The sequence below is a fragment of the Chitinophaga niabensis genome (genome assembly GCF_039545795.1).
Classification (GTDB): Bacteria; Bacteroidota; Bacteroidia; order Chitinophagales; family Chitinophagaceae; genus Chitinophaga; species Chitinophaga niabensis_B.
Genome location: NZ_CP154260.1, coordinates 5,855,841 through 5,872,512, shown reverse-complemented (window position 1 = coordinate 5,872,512; position 16,672 = coordinate 5,855,841). Strand labels below are relative to the sequence as shown.

The window sequence follows — 16,672 nt, the reverse complement described above, 5'->3', positions numbered from 1 at the left end:
AAAGGGTGGAAAGCGGCCAAAAACGTGAAAAAACGGTGTGATTTCTTTAGCAGTTGGAAAACAACTCTTTAAAAATATACCGGTGAAGAATTGTTTTTTTGTCTAATATATCGAGTGCTAAATCGTTTTTTATATGAGTAGTACTAATTGGCGCGAATTGAATTCTTTTACTACCTGATACGTAACACAATAATTTGATTTTTGTTAAAAGGTTGTAAAAAACTTTGTTGTAACATTGATAATACGATATTTCTTTCTATTTTTGTTTTAGAAATTTAAAAGCTCTGTATCGGTTATAACTTATATCTAATAGCTTGCCATTATGGATGAAGTTATTACTTAAGCAGTAGCGAAAAAGACATTCTCGAATTCAACTTTTTTGGGGTTAACAAACAATGGATGAAAGGCCGGCTCTTGATTCTTCTCGGGCTGGCTCTTTTTTTTGTCCCAACTCTTTCTTCTTTCCTCCCTCATTATTTTCTTTTACCTTACAGCGTTTTTACTGCGTACTATTCACTTGGCACATGTTATATTTGTGCTCCTGATCCATAATAGTGTATGTTAAAGAAGTTATTCTCGAGTAATGAGGACAAGGCAGAGATGTCGTTTTTTGATCACCTGGAAGAATTGCGCTGGCACCTGGTACGTTCAGCCTTCGCTATAGTGATCGTAAGTATCTTCGGTTTTATTTTTACGGACTGGATCCTCACGAATGTGATCTTCGGGCCTACACAACCTAACTTTCCCACTTACAGCTGGATGTGTAAACTGAGCCATGCTTTGAATATGGGAGATAAGTTGTGCCTGGTGCCACCGGAAATTAAATTCCAGAACACAAAGATGGCGGGTCAGATCACACTGCAATTCAAACTGGCATTTATACTGGGGCTGATAGGTGCATTCCCTTACATCATTTATGAGTTCTGGCGTTTTATCCGTCCCGCGCTGAAAGATAATGAGGCAAAGGGTTCCAAGGGCATCATCTTCTGGATCTCTCTACAGTTCCTCCTGGGTATTGCTTTCAGTTATTTCCTGATCGCTCCTTTCATGATCAACTTCCTGGCCAGCTATACTGTTTCATCTGTGATCAAAAATGACTTCTTCATTGATGATTATTTTGGGCTGATGAGCCAGATCATCCTGGGTATGGGCTGCCTGTTCGAGATGCCTATCCTTGTATTCTTCCTCACTAAACTTGGATTGCTCACACCTGATTTCATGCGTACTTACCGCCGTCATGCGATTGTGGTGATCCTCATACTGGCAGCGATCATTACCCCGCCGGATGTATTAGACCAATTACTGGTTTTCGTACCTTTGTATCTGCTGTATGAAATAAGTATTTTAATTTCAGCGAGAACCTACAAAGCGAAAGAAAAGAAAGAAGCAGAAGAGTGGTCTTAATTTATTTATCATTAACCGAAACTGATTGTTATGGAACTAACTTTTAATCTTGCATTACCGGTGGCTATTGGAGGAGATCATGCGGGCTTTGCATATAAGGAAGAGGTGATCTCCTATCTGGAAGGGAAAGGCGTGCAGGTAAAAGATTTCGGCACGGACTCTCCTGATTCTGTGGATTATCCTGATTTTGCCCATCCGGTTGCGAGTGCAGTAGAAAGTGGTGCCTATGCATATGGCATCCTCATTTGCGGCAGTGCCAACGGTGTAGCTATTACGGCCAATAAACACCAGGGCATCCGCGCAGCTATTTGCTGGGGAGATGAACTGGCGCGCCTGGCCCGCAGTCATAACAACGCAAATATCCTCTGCATCCCCGCAAAGTTTGTAGATACTGCAACCGCAGAAGAAATGGTGGACATTTTTGCAGAAACCGCTTTTGAAGGTGGCCGTCACGAGAACAGGGTGAATAAGATCGCCTGCGCATAAGCATAATAAAGATCCTCATATGAAAAGGGTAATAGTCACCACTATTACCCTTTTTTTTAGATGAGTGGTAAGGGTAACACCATCCACAAACCTTAATTTTAAAGGGCAAACCCCTTTTATGAAAATAAATCTCAATCGATGAAGAAGTTTACAATCATAGCCTGCCTGTTAGCTTCCGGAACTGCCGCCTGTGCACAGATGGCCAAACCTCCGGTGAAGCCGGTTGCTGCGACTCCTTTTGCAAAAGGGATCACGGCGGCTGATCTGAAAAAACACCTTTATATCGTTGCCGGCGATGAAATGGAAGGCCGCGAAACAGGTAAGCCGGGTCAATACAAAGCAGCGAAATACATCAGTGAACAATTCAAACGTGTTGGCCTGTTACCCGCCGGCGTGGATGGTTCCTGGGAGCAGCCTTTCAGTCTTTTCCAGGATACCCTCGTTACCGGAAAGATTGTTGCCAATGGCAGAACGCTTGAGTTTGGTAAGGATTTTTACACCGGCCTGCGGGAAAATAAAAACCAGACTTTGGCCCAGACAGGGGTTGTGTTTGCAGGATATGGCATCAGTAACGAGCAGATGAATAGTTATGATGGTTTGGATGTTACGGATAAGATTGTGTTGCTGGCAGAAGGGGAACCGGTAGATGCAGATGGGAAACCTTTGTTCCCGAAAGCGCAACTGAAAGATAAACTCCGCGCAGCTGGCGGCAAAGGTGCCAAGGCAGTGTTCATTGTTTCTTCCAATGTTTCACAGATCGGGCGCGCAGGTTCCCGGATTCGTAGAACTGGTCTTTATTTCAATGATGAAATAACTACGATGGAGTACATTCCCAACTCCTATTTCATTTCCAGCGATATGGCCACTACATTGCTCAGCACGCCTTATAAAGAGCTGCAGGAAAGTTTGAAGAAACCGAAACCTACTCCGGCCAGCGGCCAGATCACAGAACTGGTGTTTGAAAAAGCAGCAGTAGAAACCAAATCCAGCAATGTGCTGGGCATGCTGCCGGGTACAGATAAAAAGGATGAATACCTTTTCATTACAGCACACTATGATCACATTGGTGTGATCAATGGCAAGATCCATAACGGTGCGGATGATGATGGCTCCGGAACGGTATCTGTGATTGCTATGGCGGAGGCTTTCATGAAAGCTAAAAAAGCAGGTAAAGGCCCGCGCCGCACTATTGTATTCATGACGGTGGCAGGAGAAGAAAAAGGATTACTGGGTTCCCGTTATTATACAGATCATCCCATCTATCCATTAGGTAATACCGTAGCCGATCTGAACATCGACATGATCGGCCGTATTGATCCGGAGCATGCAAAGGATACCAATTACGTGTACATCATAGGGGATGATAAACTGAGCTCAGACCTCCGCCCGATCAGTGAAAAAGCGAATCTGCAAACAGGCCTGAAACTGGACTACAAATACAATGATCCCAATGATCCGAACCGTTTCTATTACCGTTCAGATCATTACATGTTTGCACAGAAAAAGATCCCGATCATTTTCTATTTCAACGGGGTGCATGCAGATTACCATGGTGCAGGGGATACGCCGGATAAGATCCATTATCCCATGCTGGCCAAAAGGGCACAACTGGTGTTCTATACTGCCTGGGAAGTAGCCAATCGTGCAGACCGGATCAAGGTAGACAGGAATGAAAAATAGTTTGAAAAACGCCGCTGTTACAGCGGCGTTTTTTTTTGCCTGCTTTATGGAAAACAGCCGTAATTTGAAGGTGATGGCTGTCGCCCTGGTTGCCAGCTTTTATAGAATTCCGCGCTGGATCCGATTTTCCCGGTTCCGGCATTTATAAGTTTCGCGATCCGCCCCTCAAATCGTATTTTTACGGCCGGCAAATTTTTGATTTTGATGAAGGCAAACTATTTAGACGATTTGAATGTACCCCAGCGGGAAGCGGTAACAACCATTAAAGGACCTTTAATGATCATCGCGGGAGCAGGTTCAGGCAAAACGAAAGTACTGACTACAAGGATCGCTCACCTGATGAACAATGGGGTGGACGCTTTTAATATATTGTCGCTCACCTTTACCAACAAGGCAGCGAAGGAAATGAAGGAAAGGGTGGAAAAGATCCTGGGCGGCAGTGAAGCCCGTAATCTTTACATCGGTACCTTCCACTCTGTTTTTGCGCGCCTTTTGCGAAGCGATGCGCCCAAACTGGGATACCCCAGCGACTTCACTATCTACGATTCAGATGATGCCAAAAGCGTGGTGAAAACCATCGTGAATGAGCTGAACCTGGACGATAAACATTACAAACCCAACATGGTATATAACCGGATCTCCGCTGCCAAGAACAGCCTGGTGAGCCCGGAAGAATACCAGCATGATTATGCGATACAGCAGGAAGACCAACGTTCCAGCCGTCCCCTGATCGGCAAGATCTACGATATGTATGCGAAACGCTGTTTCAAGAACGGCGCGATGGACTTTGATGATCTGTTGTATAAAATGTACGTGCTGCTGAAGGGCTTCCCGGAAGTACTTGCCAAATACCAGCATAAGTTCAAATACATCATGATCGATGAGTACCAGGATACCAACCCGGCTCAGTATGAGATCGTGAAATTACTGGGTGCCGTGCATGAAAATATCTGTGTGGTGGGAGATGATGCGCAAAGTATCTATTCCTTCCGCGGGGCTACCATTCAGAACATCCTGCAGTTTGAAAAGGATTATGATGATGTGAAAGTGGTGAAGCTGGAACAGAATTACCGCAGTACCAAATCTATCCTCAACGTTGCGAACGAAGTGATCGCAAAGAATAAAGGACAGATTGAAAAGAACCTCTGGACGGATAACCATGAAGGAGAAAAGATCAAACTGATCCGCACAAATACAGATAATGATGAAGGAAAGGTAGTAGCAGATACCATTTCTGAACAGAAACTCCGCAATCATTACGATAACAAAGATTTCTGTATCCTCTACCGTACCAATGCTCAGAGCCGTTCCTTTGAGGAAAACCTCCGCCGCAGTGCTATTCCTTACAGGATCTATGGAGGCCTCTCTTTCTACCAAAGAAAAGAGATCAAGGATTTCATCGCTTACCTGCGGGTGATCATGAACAGTCGTGATGAAGAAGCGATCAAACGGATCATCAACTATCCGGTACGTGGTATCGGTAAAACTACCATTGAGAAGGTGAGTGTTTATGCGAATGATCAGAACATGACCTTCTGGGAAGTGCTGGAACGTGCCAGGGAATTTGGTTTCAAAGGTGGTACACTGGAAGCGATAGACGGATTTGTGACCATGATCCAAAGCTTCCGGGTGATGCTGGAAAAACACAACGCTTACGAAGTAGCGGTACAGGTTGGTAAATCCACCAATATCGTAAAAGAACTCTTCAACGATAAAACAACAGAAGGACTTGCCCGTTACGAGAACATCCAGGAGTTGTTGAACTCTATCAAGGAATTCACGGAAACGCCTACGGAAGACGGGGAGTTGCTGGATGATAAAACACTCGGTATCTATCTGCAACAGATCACGCTGTTGACGGATGCAGATAATGGAAAAGATGAAGACAGCAACGTGGTGAAACTGATGACGATCCACGCGGCAAAAGGTCTGGAGTTCCCGATCGTGTTCACTGTAGGATTGGAAGAAAGCCTGTTCCCCAGCGGTATGTCCATCAACTCAAGGGAAGAACTGGAAGAAGAACGCCGTTTGTTCTATGTGGCGGTGACCCGTGCAAAAACACGTTTGTTCCTCACGTATGCTAATAGCCGTTACCGTTTTGGCCAGCTGCAGCAGAATGAGCCCAGCCGTTTCCTGGAAGAGATGCCGGAAGAATTCATTGACCGCAGTTATGCTGGTGGCGGAATGCGTAACACAGGTCCCATTGGTGGCGGTGGCGCTTCCTGGGGAAATATGTTCGATAAAAAGAAAGCACCTGCCGGGCCTGGTGCACCTGCATCTTCCGCTTCTTCTTCAGCAAGGCCAACACCAAGACCTGCTGCACCTGCAGGCTATCATGTGCCCAGTGCTAATTTCACGGCAGATGATCCTGCCACAATGGAAGCAGGTATGGATGTGGAACATCAGAAATTTGGTTTCGGTAAGATCCTCAGCCTGGAGGGTGCTATCAACAACCGCATAGCTACTGTGATGTTCCCGAAAGGCGGTGGTGAAAAGAAGATCATGCTGAACTACGCCAAGCTGATGATTATAAGGAATGGAGGCTGATATTCTGAAACTCCGCTACTACTGTGCTTACCAGGAGCGTTGTCATGTGGAAGTGAGAGAAAAATGCTGGGAACTGGGTTTGCGCGGTGAAGATATAGAGAACGCCATTGCACATCTTGTGGAAGATGGTTTCCTCAATGAAGAGCGATATGCCAAAGCATATGCCGGTGGAAAGTTCAGGATGCAGCAGTGGGGGCGTAAGAAGATCAGTATGATGCTGAAGCAGAAACAGGTCTCCGATTACTGCATCCGCAAAGGTTTAGCGGAGATTGATGAAGAAGAATATATGCAAACGCTGCAGCAACTCGCTGAAAAGAAATACCATCTATTACGATCTGAACAATATTTAAAGCGGCAATACAAAACGCTGCAATACCTCCTGCAAAGAGGTTTTGAACAGGAGCTGGCAAGGGCTGCCATTGAACAAATCGCAAAAAAAGGCGAATAAAGGGGGAATAATTTAAAACTTTCTAACCCTTACCGCCGTAATTTTGGAGTCGTTTTGTAGTAATTAATACTTTATGTCTGATTTAACGGTCTCTCTTATACAAGCTAATTTACACTGGGAAGATGTTGCTGCCAACCTGGCGATGTTTGACCAAAAGATCAATTCCATCCAGGAAAAAACGGAAGTGATCATTCTGCCGGAAATGTTCAGTACAGGTTTCAGTATGCAATCTGAAAGGCTGGCGCAAACAATGGATGGCAGTGCGGTACAGTGGATGAAGCAGAAAGCAAAAGAGAAGAACGTGATCATTACGGGCAGTCTTATTATTGAGGAAGGCGGTCAATATTTTAACCGGCTGATCTGGATGCTGCCCAATGGAACATTTGGTACTTACAACAAACGCCACCTTTTCGGTTTTGCCGGAGAGCATGATCATTACACCGCTGGCGACAAACGCCTGATCGCGCAGGTAAAGGGCTGGAAGCTCAACCTGTCTGTTTGTTACGATCTGCGTTTCCCGGTATGGGCCCGCAACTCCATTCTTGAGAACGGCGAGCCTGCTTACGATGTATTGATCAATGTGGCCAACTGGCCTGAAAGGCGTAATACTCCCTGGCGTGCTTTATTACAAGCCCGTGCTATTGAGAACCAATGTTATGTTATAGGTTTGAACCGGGTGGGCAATGATGGCAACGACATCTATCACAGCGGAGATTCCAGTATTATAGATCCTATCGGCGAGATCATTTACCATAAAGCGCATGATGAGGATGTATTTACCTATACGCTTTCCCGTAGCCATCTGAATGAGCTGCGTGCGCGCTTCCCTTTCCTGAAGGATGCAGACCGGTTTATTATCCCTTAATTTAACCGGGGAACTTAGCTAACTTTGCGGGCTATGATCCGCTTTTTCACCAAGAATCAGTACAAGAACAGCGTACTGGCCCTCTGGGCCCTTCTGGCTATTTTACAGGCCTGCTTTACAGAGTTGATGGACGATGAGGCGTATTATTGGGTGTACTCCAATCACCTGGCCTGGGGCTATTTTGATCATCCCCCCATGGTAGCCCTGCTCATCAAAGGCGGATATCTTTTATTCCATAATGAATTGGGTGTAAGGCTGGGCATGGTGCTTTTGAATCTGCTCACCCTGTTACTGATAGACAGGATGATGCCCCAGAAGAACAACATTGTTTTCTACCTGATCCTTGCCGGCATGGGCGCCATGCAGATCGGAGGGATACTGGCGGTGCCGGATATTCCGCTGATCTTCTTTGCCACTCTGTACTTTTATATCTACCGTAATTTCATAGAATCCCAGAGCTGGAAAAATACTTTCCTGCTGGGGCTGAGCATGGCATTGATGTTCTACAGCAAATACCATGGGGTATTGCTGGTGTTCTTCACCCTGCTTTCCAATCTTTCTTTGCTGAAAGTATACCGTTACTATATTGCCGTGTTCATTACCACGGTGCTTTTCTTCCCGCATATTTACTGGCAGTATTTACATGACTTCCCTTCGCTGCAATATCATCTTGTAGAAAGGAATGCCTCTTCCTACGACATCAGTTACACGCTTGATTATATCGTAGGGCAGATATTGATGTTCGGGCCGCTCGTAGGGTGGTTACTGTTATACAATGCTTTCCGCGCGCAGGTGCGCAATGGTTTTGAACGTGCGTTGAAATTCAGCCTGGTGGGGGTATTGGTGTTCTTTCTGCTGAGTACTTTGAAGGGGCGTGTGGAAGCAAACTGGACGGTGATGATCTTTGCGCCGCTGGTAATACTGACGCATCAGGCCACTGTGCGGCAGGGGCTTTCTTTGCGGATACTGAAGAGTACCTGGGTGATCTCTTTACTGATCGTGTTAGTGGCAAGGGTGTATATGGTCTGGGATTTTGTGCCCAATGTGGAGATCAGGCCGGAGATCCATCATAACAGGGAATGGACGAATGCGGTGGCTGCGAAAGCACAGGGGCGTCCGGTAGTTTTTCTGAACAGTTACCAGGAGCCTTCGAAATATATGTTCTACCAGGGCGGTGTGGCGTTTAGTCTTAATAGTGTGTATGCGCGCAGGAGCCAGTATAATTACTGGCATATGGAAGAGGAATTATGGGGGAAGAATGTATTGCTGGTGTCCAATCACCGACCTTATATTCCTGATCAGGATAGTATGGTGATTGCACAGCGAAAGTTGTATTGCAGAACGGATACGCCGTATTATTCTTATTCACTGATACAGTTTGTGCCCGCTGTTGCAGCCTTTAAGGTGCAGCCGGGAGAGGAGTTCACTTTGAAATTAGGCATGAAGAATGGATATGAGAACAAAGTTCCTTTTGATAAAGATTATACGCCGTTTGTGGGGTATGCGTTGAAGGGAGAAGAAGAATGGCGGGAAACGGTGCAGGGTACTTTGTTGTTGTCTGATGCCTTGCAGCAGGATAGTGTGGAAGTAGTGGTGAAGGCGCCGGATGTAAAGGGAAAGTATGTTTTAAAGATAGCCGTATCTGCCGTGCATGGTATGGATCCTACGCATAATAGCCAGGGGATTAAGCTGGCGGTAGAGTAAAAGATAAAGCCTTCCGGATCAGGAAGGCTTTATCTTTTAAAGGAACTATTTAAAAGCATTCCATCCCTGTGCAGCCAGTTTATGTTTATTCCCGCTGCGGGTAATGATATGCGGTTCTTCAGTCAATTCCGTCATATAACCGATCACGGCAATTTCTTCATTCAGTGTGATCTTGTCATAGTCTTCCTGCTTCATGGTGAACAGCAGTTCATAATCCTCTCCTCCGCTGAGTGCGCAGGCAGTTGGGTCCAGACCTAATTTCATGGCCAGTTCGCGGGCCTGGTCGTGTACCGGGATCTTTTCTTCATACAATACACAGCCCAGTTGGCTTTGTTTGCAGATATGCAGGATCTCAGAACTTAAACCATCGCTTACGTCCATCATGGCAGTAGGCATGATCTCTTTGCCGGCGAGGAAGGAAATGATATCATGGCGGGCTTCCGGTTTCAGCTGGCGGCCAATTACGTAAGTCTGGTCTTCAAGATCAGGCTGGATCTGTGGATTTTCCAGGAAGATCTTCTTTTCTCTTTCAAGTAAGGTAAGACCCAGATAAGCAGCGCCAAGATCTCCGGAAACGCAGAGCAGGTCTCCTTTTTGAGCAGTGGAGCGTTTCACGAACTTATCAGGAGCCACTTCGCCAATGGCGGTAACGCTGATCACAAAACCTTTTTGGGAGGAAGTGGTATCCCCTCCTATCAGGTCTACCCGGTATTTTTCGCAGGCGGCATATACCCCTTCGTAAAATTCGTTGAGGGCTTCCAGGGAGAAGCGGTTGGAAAAAGCCAGGCTCATGGTAATGTGCGTGGGCGTGGCATTCATGGCATAGATGTCTGACAGGTTCACGATCACGGACTTATACCCCAGGTGTTTGAGGGGGGTATACATCAGGTCAAAGTGAATGCCTTCCACCAGCATATCCGTACTGATCACGGTTTGTTTGCCGAACAGGTCAATTACGGCAGCATCGTCCCCTACACCCAGCACAGTACTGGCATTGTACAATTCAATATTGCGGGTCAGGTAATCGATCAGGCCGAATTCCCCGAGGTCTTCTATTTCAGTTCTCTCTTCCATGTGTTATTGAATGCTGTTAATTTCTTTCAACAGGTCTGTATGTATATGGCCATTAGTGGCAAGGATCTGTTTTTGATAAGGTGAATAGGCATTGCCTTTAAAATCCGTCACTTTTCCTCCGGCTTCCTGTACGATCAGGTAACCGGCTGCGGAATCCCAGGCATTGAGTGAATGTTCCCAGAAACCGTCAAAACGGCCACAAGCTACCCAGCAGAGGTCGATTGCGGCAGAACCGAGGCGGCGAACAGGTAAACCCAGCTTCACAAAGCGTTCCAGCACAGTCATGGGATTATTGGCCGAATTTTCCCATTCATAGGGGAAACCTGTCACCAGGCAGGCATTGGCCACGTTCTTTTTCTGGGAAACGTGAATGAGTTTATCGTTCAGCGTAGCCCCAAACCCTTTCTGGGCAAAGAACAATTCGTTCATGATAGGGTTATATACAGCACCAAGGATCATTTCGCCATCCTGTTCCACGCCAATGCTTACGCAGCAAAGGGGAATGCCATGGGCAAAGTTCACCGTCCCGTCTATGGGGTCTATGATCCATTTGATACTGGAGCCTTGTTTCAGCTCTCCGACTTCCTCACTGAGGATATGATGATCCGGGTAATCTTCGTGAATAGCAGCAATGATTGCCGCTTCTGCCTTTTTATCCGCTTCCGTTACGAGATTATTGATCGTATCTTTGTAGGAAATAGTGAAAGTACCGTTAAAATATTCTTTTAAAACTTTAGCACCTGCTTGTGTAGCTTTGAGTAACGTTGATTTTAACATGGCGCAAAGGTACGAAGCTCTGCCAACTTCCCGAGTTTTACATACGAATTAACTATTTTTGCATTTTAAAACTTGAATCGCGATTAATGGCCATTATTGGTAATCTAATTTCCAGATCCCTGCGTATCAGAAAGCAGTTTACGTTCAAACTAGGGACGCCACGTCAATACCAGTTGCAGGTGTTACGGAGGTTAGTGGAAAAAGCCAAACATACACAGTTCGGTGAACATTACGGTTATGAGCAGATCCTCAACAGCCCTAACTGGGTAAGCCAGTTCCGGCAGAAGGTACCTGTGCATAACTATAACAAGATGCATAGTGAGTGGTGGTACAAATGCCAGGAAGGGGTGGCCAACGTAAGCTGGCCTGAAAAGATCAAGTATTTTGCCCTGAGTTCCGGTACTTCTGAATCTGCCAGCAAGCACATCCCGGTTACAAAGGATATGCTGCGGACAGTGAAAAAGGTGGGCGTGAAGCAATTGTACTCCATGGTGAACTTCAATGTTCCCCCTAAATCCTTCGAAAAAGGGATACTGATGCTGGGCGGTACTACTTCCCTGTTTGAGAAAGGGGATTATTATGAAGGAGATATGAGTGGCATCCAGGCTAAAAATATTCCCAAATGGTTCCGCCGTTTCTATAAGCCTGGCGGGAACATTTCCAAAAAACCTAACTGGGAGCAACGGATAAAACTGATCGTACGCAAAGCCCCGCAGTGGGATGTTGGTACGGTTTGCGGAGTACCTGCCTGGGTACAGATTGTTCTGGAAGAGATCATCCGCTACCATAACGTTAAAAATATTCACGAAATATGGCCTAACCTGGCCATCTATATTCACGGTGGCGTGAGCTTTGAACCTTACCGGGAGAGTTTTCAGAAACTCCTGGGTAAACCTATCAACTTCATTGAGACCTATATGGCCTCTGAAGGTTCTTTCGGTTTCCAGGCCCGCCCGGGTGTTAAGGGAATTAAGCTGGTGCTCAATGCCGGTATTTTCTATGAATTCATTCCCTTTAACGAAGAGAATTTTGATGCGGACGGGGAAGTAAAACCCAATCCGAAATCTTATATGATCCATGAGGTGGTGGAAGACGTGGAATATGCTGTGATGTTATCTACCTGTGCAGGTGCATGGCGTTACCTGATCGGCGATGTGGTGAAATTCACTTCCGTAAAGGAACATGAGATCACCATTGTGGGCCGTACCAAACAGTTCCTCAGCCTGGCCGGAGAGCATATGAGTATCGACAATATGAACAAGGCGATCGATATTGTGCAAAAGAAACTGGGGATCAATATCCGTGAATTCACGGTGGCTGGTCTTCCTTATGAAAACCTCTTTGCACACCGCTGGTATATTGGAACGGATGCCGTAGATGTGGATGCCAATAAAGTGAGAGAGATCATAGACCAAACGATCTGCGAGGTGAATGATGACTATGCTGTGGAAAGGACCTCTGCACTGAAAGAAATATTCGTAGAAATATTACCCACCCAGGTATTTCTTGATTACCTGCGTTGTAAAGGAAAAGAAGGAGCCATGAATAAATTCCCAAGAGTGTTGAAAGGCGAGAAGCTAAAGGACTGGGAGCAATTCCTGACAACTAAAGTTGCTGTAAAAGCATAACCAAGAAAGTATACATGATCGCCTCTATCATTGCCGGATTAGGTTTGGGAATGTTTTTATCTGTATCGGTAGGGCCCGTTATTTTTGCTATCATCAAGTATAGCATCAGTAATGGATTCAGGGCTGGTATCAGTTTTGCGCTGGGCGTGTCCGGGAGTGATATCATGTTTGTACTGCTGGGTAATCTCGCTACTTCTTTCATCAGCAACCTGGGTACCTATACTAAAACCATTGGTGTAAGTGGTGGTATCCTGCTGATCATGATGGGGGTCTACGGATTGCTGTTTAAAAAAGTAAAGATCACTACAGGAGATGAACGGCCTGAAATGTTCAGTACACGTGATTATGCAAAGATCTGGCTGGGAGGTTTTCTGATGAACACCCTCAATCCCGGTGTGATCATTTTCTGGCTGGGGGTTTGTGTGGCGAATGCACCAACCACTGTAGGCCACCGTGTTACCATGTATGCTGTTTGCCTGGCTTTTGTGCTGGCGGCGGATATCCTTAAAGTGTTTGTGTCTGATAAGATCAGGCATAAACTAACCTTAACCAATGTGATCTGGCTGAACCGTTTGGCGGGCGTGTGTATGATCGTTTTTGGTTTGGTGCTGCTGTATAAAGTGCTGTTGGGCACAGGGCAGCTGGGACATTAAAATGCCAATTAGCCAGAACCGTATAATTAATGCAGAAAGAAAAGAGAAGGCGTAATGCCTTCTCTTTTTATTTTAAGACTTAATTAGGTCTCACTAAAATACTGATAGGTGTTGATATTTATTAAGCCTGGATGGTCCAGGTTTCATTACCAGCAATCAGTTTATCCAGGTTACCGGGGCCGCGTTTTGCGGTTGCTTCCTGTAATTGTTGGGCCATGATATCATCATACGTTGGTCTGAAGATCTGGTAGAACACTCCAAAGGGACGAGGTAAATGTCCTTCAATGCGGGGATCATCGAACATGCGTGTGAGGATCTGGGCTTTACCAAAATCATTCTCATCATGGATCCAGAGGTCTGAAGCACTGAATCCGCTTCCTTCTTCCAGGCTTACTACTTCAGGGCGATGACCATTCAGGCGGATACCTTTATTTTTCTGTGCACCGAAGATCAGTGGCTGGCCATGTTCCACGAAGATGGCTTCATCCTGTTTGCTGGATTTTTCCGTGAACACTTCAAAAGCGCCATCGTTAAAGATGTTACAGTTCTGATAGATCTCCAGGAAGGAAGCGCCTTTATGCGCATGACTGCGTTTCAGCATTTCCTGCAGATGTTTGGGATCACGGTCCATACTACGTGCAATAAAGGTGGCATCTGCTCCCATGGCCAGGGCCATTGGATTGAACGGATGGTCGATACTGCCAAAGGGGGTACTTTTGGTGACCTTATTGGTTTCTGAAGTAGGTGAGTATTGTCCTTTTGTAAGCCCGTAGATCTGGTTGTTGAACAGCATGATGTTCACATCAAAATTACGGCGCAGCAGGTGGATGGTGTGGTTACCACCAATGGAAAGACCATCTCCGTCTCCGGTAACGATCCACACGCTCAGTTCAGGGCGGGTAGCTTTCAAACCGGAAGCAATAGCAGTAGCACGGCCATGGATGGAGTGCATGCCATAGGTATTCATATAATAAGGGAAACGGGATGAACACCCGATACCTGAAACGATCACAATATTCTCACGAGGTATACCTAAACCGGGCATGATGGTTTGTACCTGTTTCAATATGGAGTAATCCCCACAACCCGGGCACCAGCGTACTTCCTGGTCCGTTGTAAAATCCTTGGCCGTTAGTGGTTGCGGAGGGATAGTAGTTGTTGACATCTTATTATGGAAATTTTATAATTCAAAGTTACGAATTCACAAGCTCTTCCCAATATTCTGCTGCGCGGCGTGTATGTGGAATAACGATGGTACCGCCAACGATATTGGCTACTGCAAAGATCTCATATATCTCTGTGGTAGAAATGCCCTGCTCATGACATTTCCCAAGGTGATATTTGATACAATCATCGCAACGGAGTACCATAGAGGCTACCAGGCCCAGCATTTCCTTGGTTTTGGTGCTGAGGGCGCCTTCCGCATAGGTATTGGTATCCAGGTTAAAGAGCCGGTTGATCACCAGGTTCTGCTTTCCCAGGATCACCTCATTCATTTTGGCCCTGTACTCGTCAAATTCCTTCACTAGCTCGCTCATAAGTGCATATTTATCAAAGGGTAGCGTTAAAGTTACAAAATAAATGGCTGCAAAGATAGGCATTAATCTACTGATGCAGTAGGATATTCGTTCTCTTGCCCTGCTGTGGCTACAAAATCCTTGATCCCCAGTACGATCTTATCGGCCATTCTTTGGCGGAAAGCGGGGTCCAGGATCATCATTTCGTCTTCCGGGTTGCTGAGGAACACTGTTTCCACGAGTACATTGGGATATTCTGTAGGGCTGTTCAGCGCAAAGTTGAAGCTGCCTACATTCCCGAATTCATTCAGGCCCAGTTCCAGCATGTGTTTATAGATGAACTGGCTGAGGGGGCGGAACCCGATGTGTTTATAATAAGTGCTGGTGCCTTTGATCCGGATCGGGTCTGCTGAAGAGTTCAGGTGGATGCTCACCAGGAGGTCCGGATCTTTATCCCGGTAAGAAAGGATGCGATAGTTGTTTTCCACGTAAGAATCGTTCAGCCTGGTCATGAGCACCCTGGCTCCTTCCGCCCTCAGGGATTGCTGCAAAGCATTGGCCACCGCCAGGGCTATTTCTTTTTCGTACACGCCTGTTGGCCCCTGGGCACCAAGATTGCTGCCGCCATGGCCTGCATCTACAGCAATAGTGAGGTTCCCCAGGCCGGGCTGCGCAGGTGGCCGTTTAACCTTTACCGTTAAGGTACTGCCGTTATAATAGATCTGGTAACCCCAGGATTGTTTGTGTTTCAATTCAATGGTCACGCGCAGGATATCATCTTCCACCTGTTCGTAATAAACATTCTTTATTTCCTTTGATGTTTCCAGCTGTGAGATCCAGTTGGTATTCACGGTGGCGCCAAAAACATCTACCACAATGCGGGAGGGATCTAATTGCTGACTGCTGCGATAAGGTAGTTTCTGTGTAAGGCCAACGGTTACATAATCAAACTTTTCATCTCCCCACACCCGCCAGGAATGGCTTAAAGAAGCAGGTGGGAAAGTACCGGCAGGCTGGAGTCTGACCATTTCCTGCGGTATATATGCAGAGAAGGTTTTGGATAATTTAACCCGGTAATCGCCATCCACTTTACCGGTGATATTGAGATAAATGGCGGTATCCAGGTAACCTACTTTGGCTCCGCCGAGGCGGTCTTCTCCCAATCCGTATTTCAGGAAAGGTGCGTCCCCAATGGTTTTCCCGATAAGGGGCTGCGTTTGCGGATCTATGAAATTAAAAACGTTGCCGGTACTGCGGCGCACTTCTGTTTCTGCTGTTTTTAGCGTAACAGGAATGCTGCGTCCGTTGATCAGGGGATCGTTACACTGTACAGTATAAGTGCCCTGGTAGATGCCGGGCATGGTATTGCCGATCAGTTCTGTCAGCAGAAAATTGTTGCCTACTGTTACTGTTCCGCCGGGTTGTGCTTTCACCTGGAATTTGATGAGATCGCCGGGAGCCACTGTGAGATTACCTTCCGGGTAGGTACGGATGTAAGCAATGTTGGCGGAAGTAACAGGTTGGGGGGCCTGTGGGATATTGTAAGAGAAGTAAACTTTTCTCAGGATGGAATCGCCATTGGGGCCAACAGATTTTATTTCAAATTCATTGCTTCCCTCTTCAAGTTCCACTTCAATGGCAAAGGCGCCGGTGGGGTACACCTTTTGCACTTCATCGTTTACATACACCCTGCATGTTTTACAGGTGCTGCCTACCAGGAACTGGCGTGTGGCGGTTACCGCGTTGTTTTGTTTGCCGGGCTGGGTAAGCCTGATAAAGCTTCTTTCCTGTGCCCATGCCTGTTGCATCAGCATCGTTGCCAATAACAGGCTTCCTCCTATCCGTTTCTTCATACAGTCTAAAATTAATTATTTCATTCGTCTTTTCCA

14 protein-coding genes are annotated in these 16,672 nt (G+C 46.2%); 9 read left to right on the top strand and 5 right to left on the bottom strand.

Annotated features, from left to right (window positions below):
- The first annotated feature begins 558 nt into the window (after nt 1-558).
- From tatC to AAHN97_RS23315, 7 genes are all read left to right on the top strand, one after another.
- Nucleotides 559-1,404: a twin-arginine translocase subunit TatC gene (gene tatC / locus AAHN97_RS23345; protein ID WP_343304520.1), complete on the top strand. Its 846-nt coding sequence runs from the start codon at nt 559-561 to the stop codon at nt 1,402-1,404.
- A gap of 30 nt (nt 1,405-1,434) precedes the next feature.
- Nucleotides 1,435-1,890, top strand: coding sequence for a ribose 5-phosphate isomerase B (rpiB, locus tag AAHN97_RS23340; RefSeq protein WP_343304519.1), 456 nt, complete (start codon nt 1,435-1,437; stop codon nt 1,888-1,890).
- A gap of 138 nt (nt 1,891-2,028) precedes the next feature.
- Entirely contained in the window at nt 2,029-3,570 is a 1,542-nt protein-coding gene (locus tag AAHN97_RS23335; RefSeq protein ID WP_343304518.1) for a M28 family peptidase, read from the top strand.
- Between the two features lie 204 nt (nt 3,571-3,774).
- The gene (locus AAHN97_RS23330; protein WP_343304517.1) at nt 3,775-6,117 is read left to right on the top strand and encodes an ATP-dependent helicase; all 2,343 of its coding nucleotides are present in this window, start codon (nt 3,775-3,777) and stop codon (nt 6,115-6,117) included.
- Nucleotides 6,107-6,565, top strand: a complete 459-nt coding sequence (locus AAHN97_RS23325; protein WP_343304516.1) for a regulatory protein RecX — start codon at nt 6,107-6,109, stop codon at nt 6,563-6,565. The genes AAHN97_RS23330 and AAHN97_RS23325 overlap by 11 nt, the downstream gene beginning before the upstream one ends.
- Nucleotides 6,566-6,638: 73 nt before the next feature.
- Nucleotides 6,639-7,430, top strand: coding sequence for an amidohydrolase (locus tag AAHN97_RS23320; RefSeq protein ID WP_343304515.1), 792 nt, complete (start codon nt 6,639-6,641; stop codon nt 7,428-7,430).
- Between the two features lie 33 nt (nt 7,431-7,463).
- A complete protein-coding gene (locus AAHN97_RS23315; RefSeq protein WP_343304514.1) occupies nt 7,464-9,134 on the top strand; it encodes an ArnT family glycosyltransferase in 1,671 nt (556 codons plus the stop codon).
- A gap of 45 nt (nt 9,135-9,179) precedes the next feature.
- Here the strand turns inward: AAHN97_RS23315 and thiL are convergent, their stop codons facing one another.
- Entirely contained in the window at nt 9,180-10,208 is a 1,029-nt protein-coding gene (thiL, locus tag AAHN97_RS23310; protein WP_343304513.1) for a thiamine-phosphate kinase, read from the bottom strand.
- A gap of 3 nt (nt 10,209-10,211) precedes the next feature.
- Nucleotides 10,212-10,985, bottom strand: coding sequence for an inositol monophosphatase family protein (locus tag AAHN97_RS23305; RefSeq protein WP_343304512.1), 774 nt, complete (start codon nt 10,983-10,985; stop codon nt 10,212-10,214).
- An 86-nt stretch (nt 10,986-11,071) separates the two neighbouring features.
- On the opposite strand from AAHN97_RS23305, the gene AAHN97_RS23300 reads away from it, so the two are divergent.
- Both AAHN97_RS23300 and AAHN97_RS23295 read left to right on the top strand, forming a co-directional pair.
- Nucleotides 11,072-12,613: a GH3 family domain-containing protein gene (locus tag AAHN97_RS23300; protein WP_074241895.1), complete on the top strand. Its 1,542-nt coding sequence runs from the start codon at nt 11,072-11,074 to the stop codon at nt 12,611-12,613.
- A 14-nt stretch (nt 12,614-12,627) separates the two neighbouring features.
- Entirely contained in the window at nt 12,628-13,266 is a 639-nt protein-coding gene (locus AAHN97_RS23295) for a LysE family translocator (RefSeq protein ID WP_343304511.1), read from the top strand.
- 121 nt (nt 13,267-13,387) lie between these two features.
- Here the strand turns inward: AAHN97_RS23295 and AAHN97_RS23290 are convergent, their stop codons facing one another.
- From AAHN97_RS23290 to AAHN97_RS23280, 3 genes are all read right to left on the bottom strand, one after another.
- Nucleotides 13,388-14,431, bottom strand: coding sequence for a 2-oxoacid:ferredoxin oxidoreductase subunit beta (locus AAHN97_RS23290; RefSeq protein ID WP_343304510.1), 1,044 nt, complete (start codon nt 14,429-14,431; stop codon nt 13,388-13,390).
- A gap of 28 nt (nt 14,432-14,459) precedes the next feature.
- Nucleotides 14,460-14,804, bottom strand: coding sequence for a carboxymuconolactone decarboxylase family protein (locus tag AAHN97_RS23285; protein WP_074243154.1), 345 nt, complete (start codon nt 14,802-14,804; stop codon nt 14,460-14,462).
- A gap of 62 nt (nt 14,805-14,866) precedes the next feature.
- A complete protein-coding gene (locus AAHN97_RS23280; protein WP_343304509.1) occupies nt 14,867-16,636 on the bottom strand; it encodes an N-acetylmuramoyl-L-alanine amidase in 1,770 nt (589 codons plus the stop codon).
- Between the last annotated feature and the right edge of the window lie 36 nt (nt 16,637-16,672).

Excerpts from the sequence above, each read along its gene's own strand:
- AAHN97_RS23295 (WP_343304511.1), top strand. The coding sequence starts at position 12,628 with ATGATCGCCTCTATCATTGCCGGATTAGGTTTGGGAATGTTTTTATCT.
- AAHN97_RS23325 (WP_343304516.1), top strand. The coding sequence starts at position 6,107 with ATGGAGGCTGATATTCTGAAACTCCGCTACTACTGTGCTTACCAGGAG.
- AAHN97_RS23330 (WP_343304517.1), top strand. The coding sequence starts at position 3,775 with ATGAAGGCAAACTATTTAGACGATTTGAATGTACCCCAGCGGGAAGCG.
- AAHN97_RS23290 (WP_343304510.1), bottom strand. The coding sequence starts at position 14,431 with ATGTCAACAACTACTATCCCTCCGCAACCACTAACGGCCAAGGATTTT.
- AAHN97_RS23285 (WP_074243154.1), bottom strand. The coding sequence starts at position 14,804 with ATGAGCGAGCTAGTGAAGGAATTTGACGAGTACAGGGCCAAAATGAAT.
- AAHN97_RS23315 (WP_343304514.1), top strand. The coding sequence starts at position 7,464 with ATGATCCGCTTTTTCACCAAGAATCAGTACAAGAACAGCGTACTGGCC.
- AAHN97_RS23305 (WP_343304512.1), bottom strand. The coding sequence starts at position 10,985 with ATGTTAAAATCAACGTTACTCAAAGCTACACAAGCAGGTGCTAAAGTT.
- AAHN97_RS23300 (WP_074241895.1), top strand. The coding sequence starts at position 11,072 with ATGGCCATTATTGGTAATCTAATTTCCAGATCCCTGCGTATCAGAAAG.
- AAHN97_RS23320 (WP_343304515.1), top strand. The coding sequence starts at position 6,639 with ATGTCTGATTTAACGGTCTCTCTTATACAAGCTAATTTACACTGGGAA.
- AAHN97_RS23280 (WP_343304509.1), bottom strand. The coding sequence starts at position 16,636 with ATGAAGAAACGGATAGGAGGAAGCCTGTTATTGGCAACGATGCTGATG.
- AAHN97_RS23335 (WP_343304518.1), top strand. The coding sequence starts at position 2,029 with ATGAAGAAGTTTACAATCATAGCCTGCCTGTTAGCTTCCGGAACTGCC.
- thiL (WP_343304513.1), bottom strand. The coding sequence starts at position 10,208 with ATGGAAGAGAGAACTGAAATAGAAGACCTCGGGGAATTCGGCCTGATC.
- rpiB (WP_343304519.1), top strand. The coding sequence starts at position 1,435 with ATGGAACTAACTTTTAATCTTGCATTACCGGTGGCTATTGGAGGAGAT.
- tatC (WP_343304520.1), top strand. The coding sequence starts at position 559 with ATGTTAAAGAAGTTATTCTCGAGTAATGAGGACAAGGCAGAGATGTCG.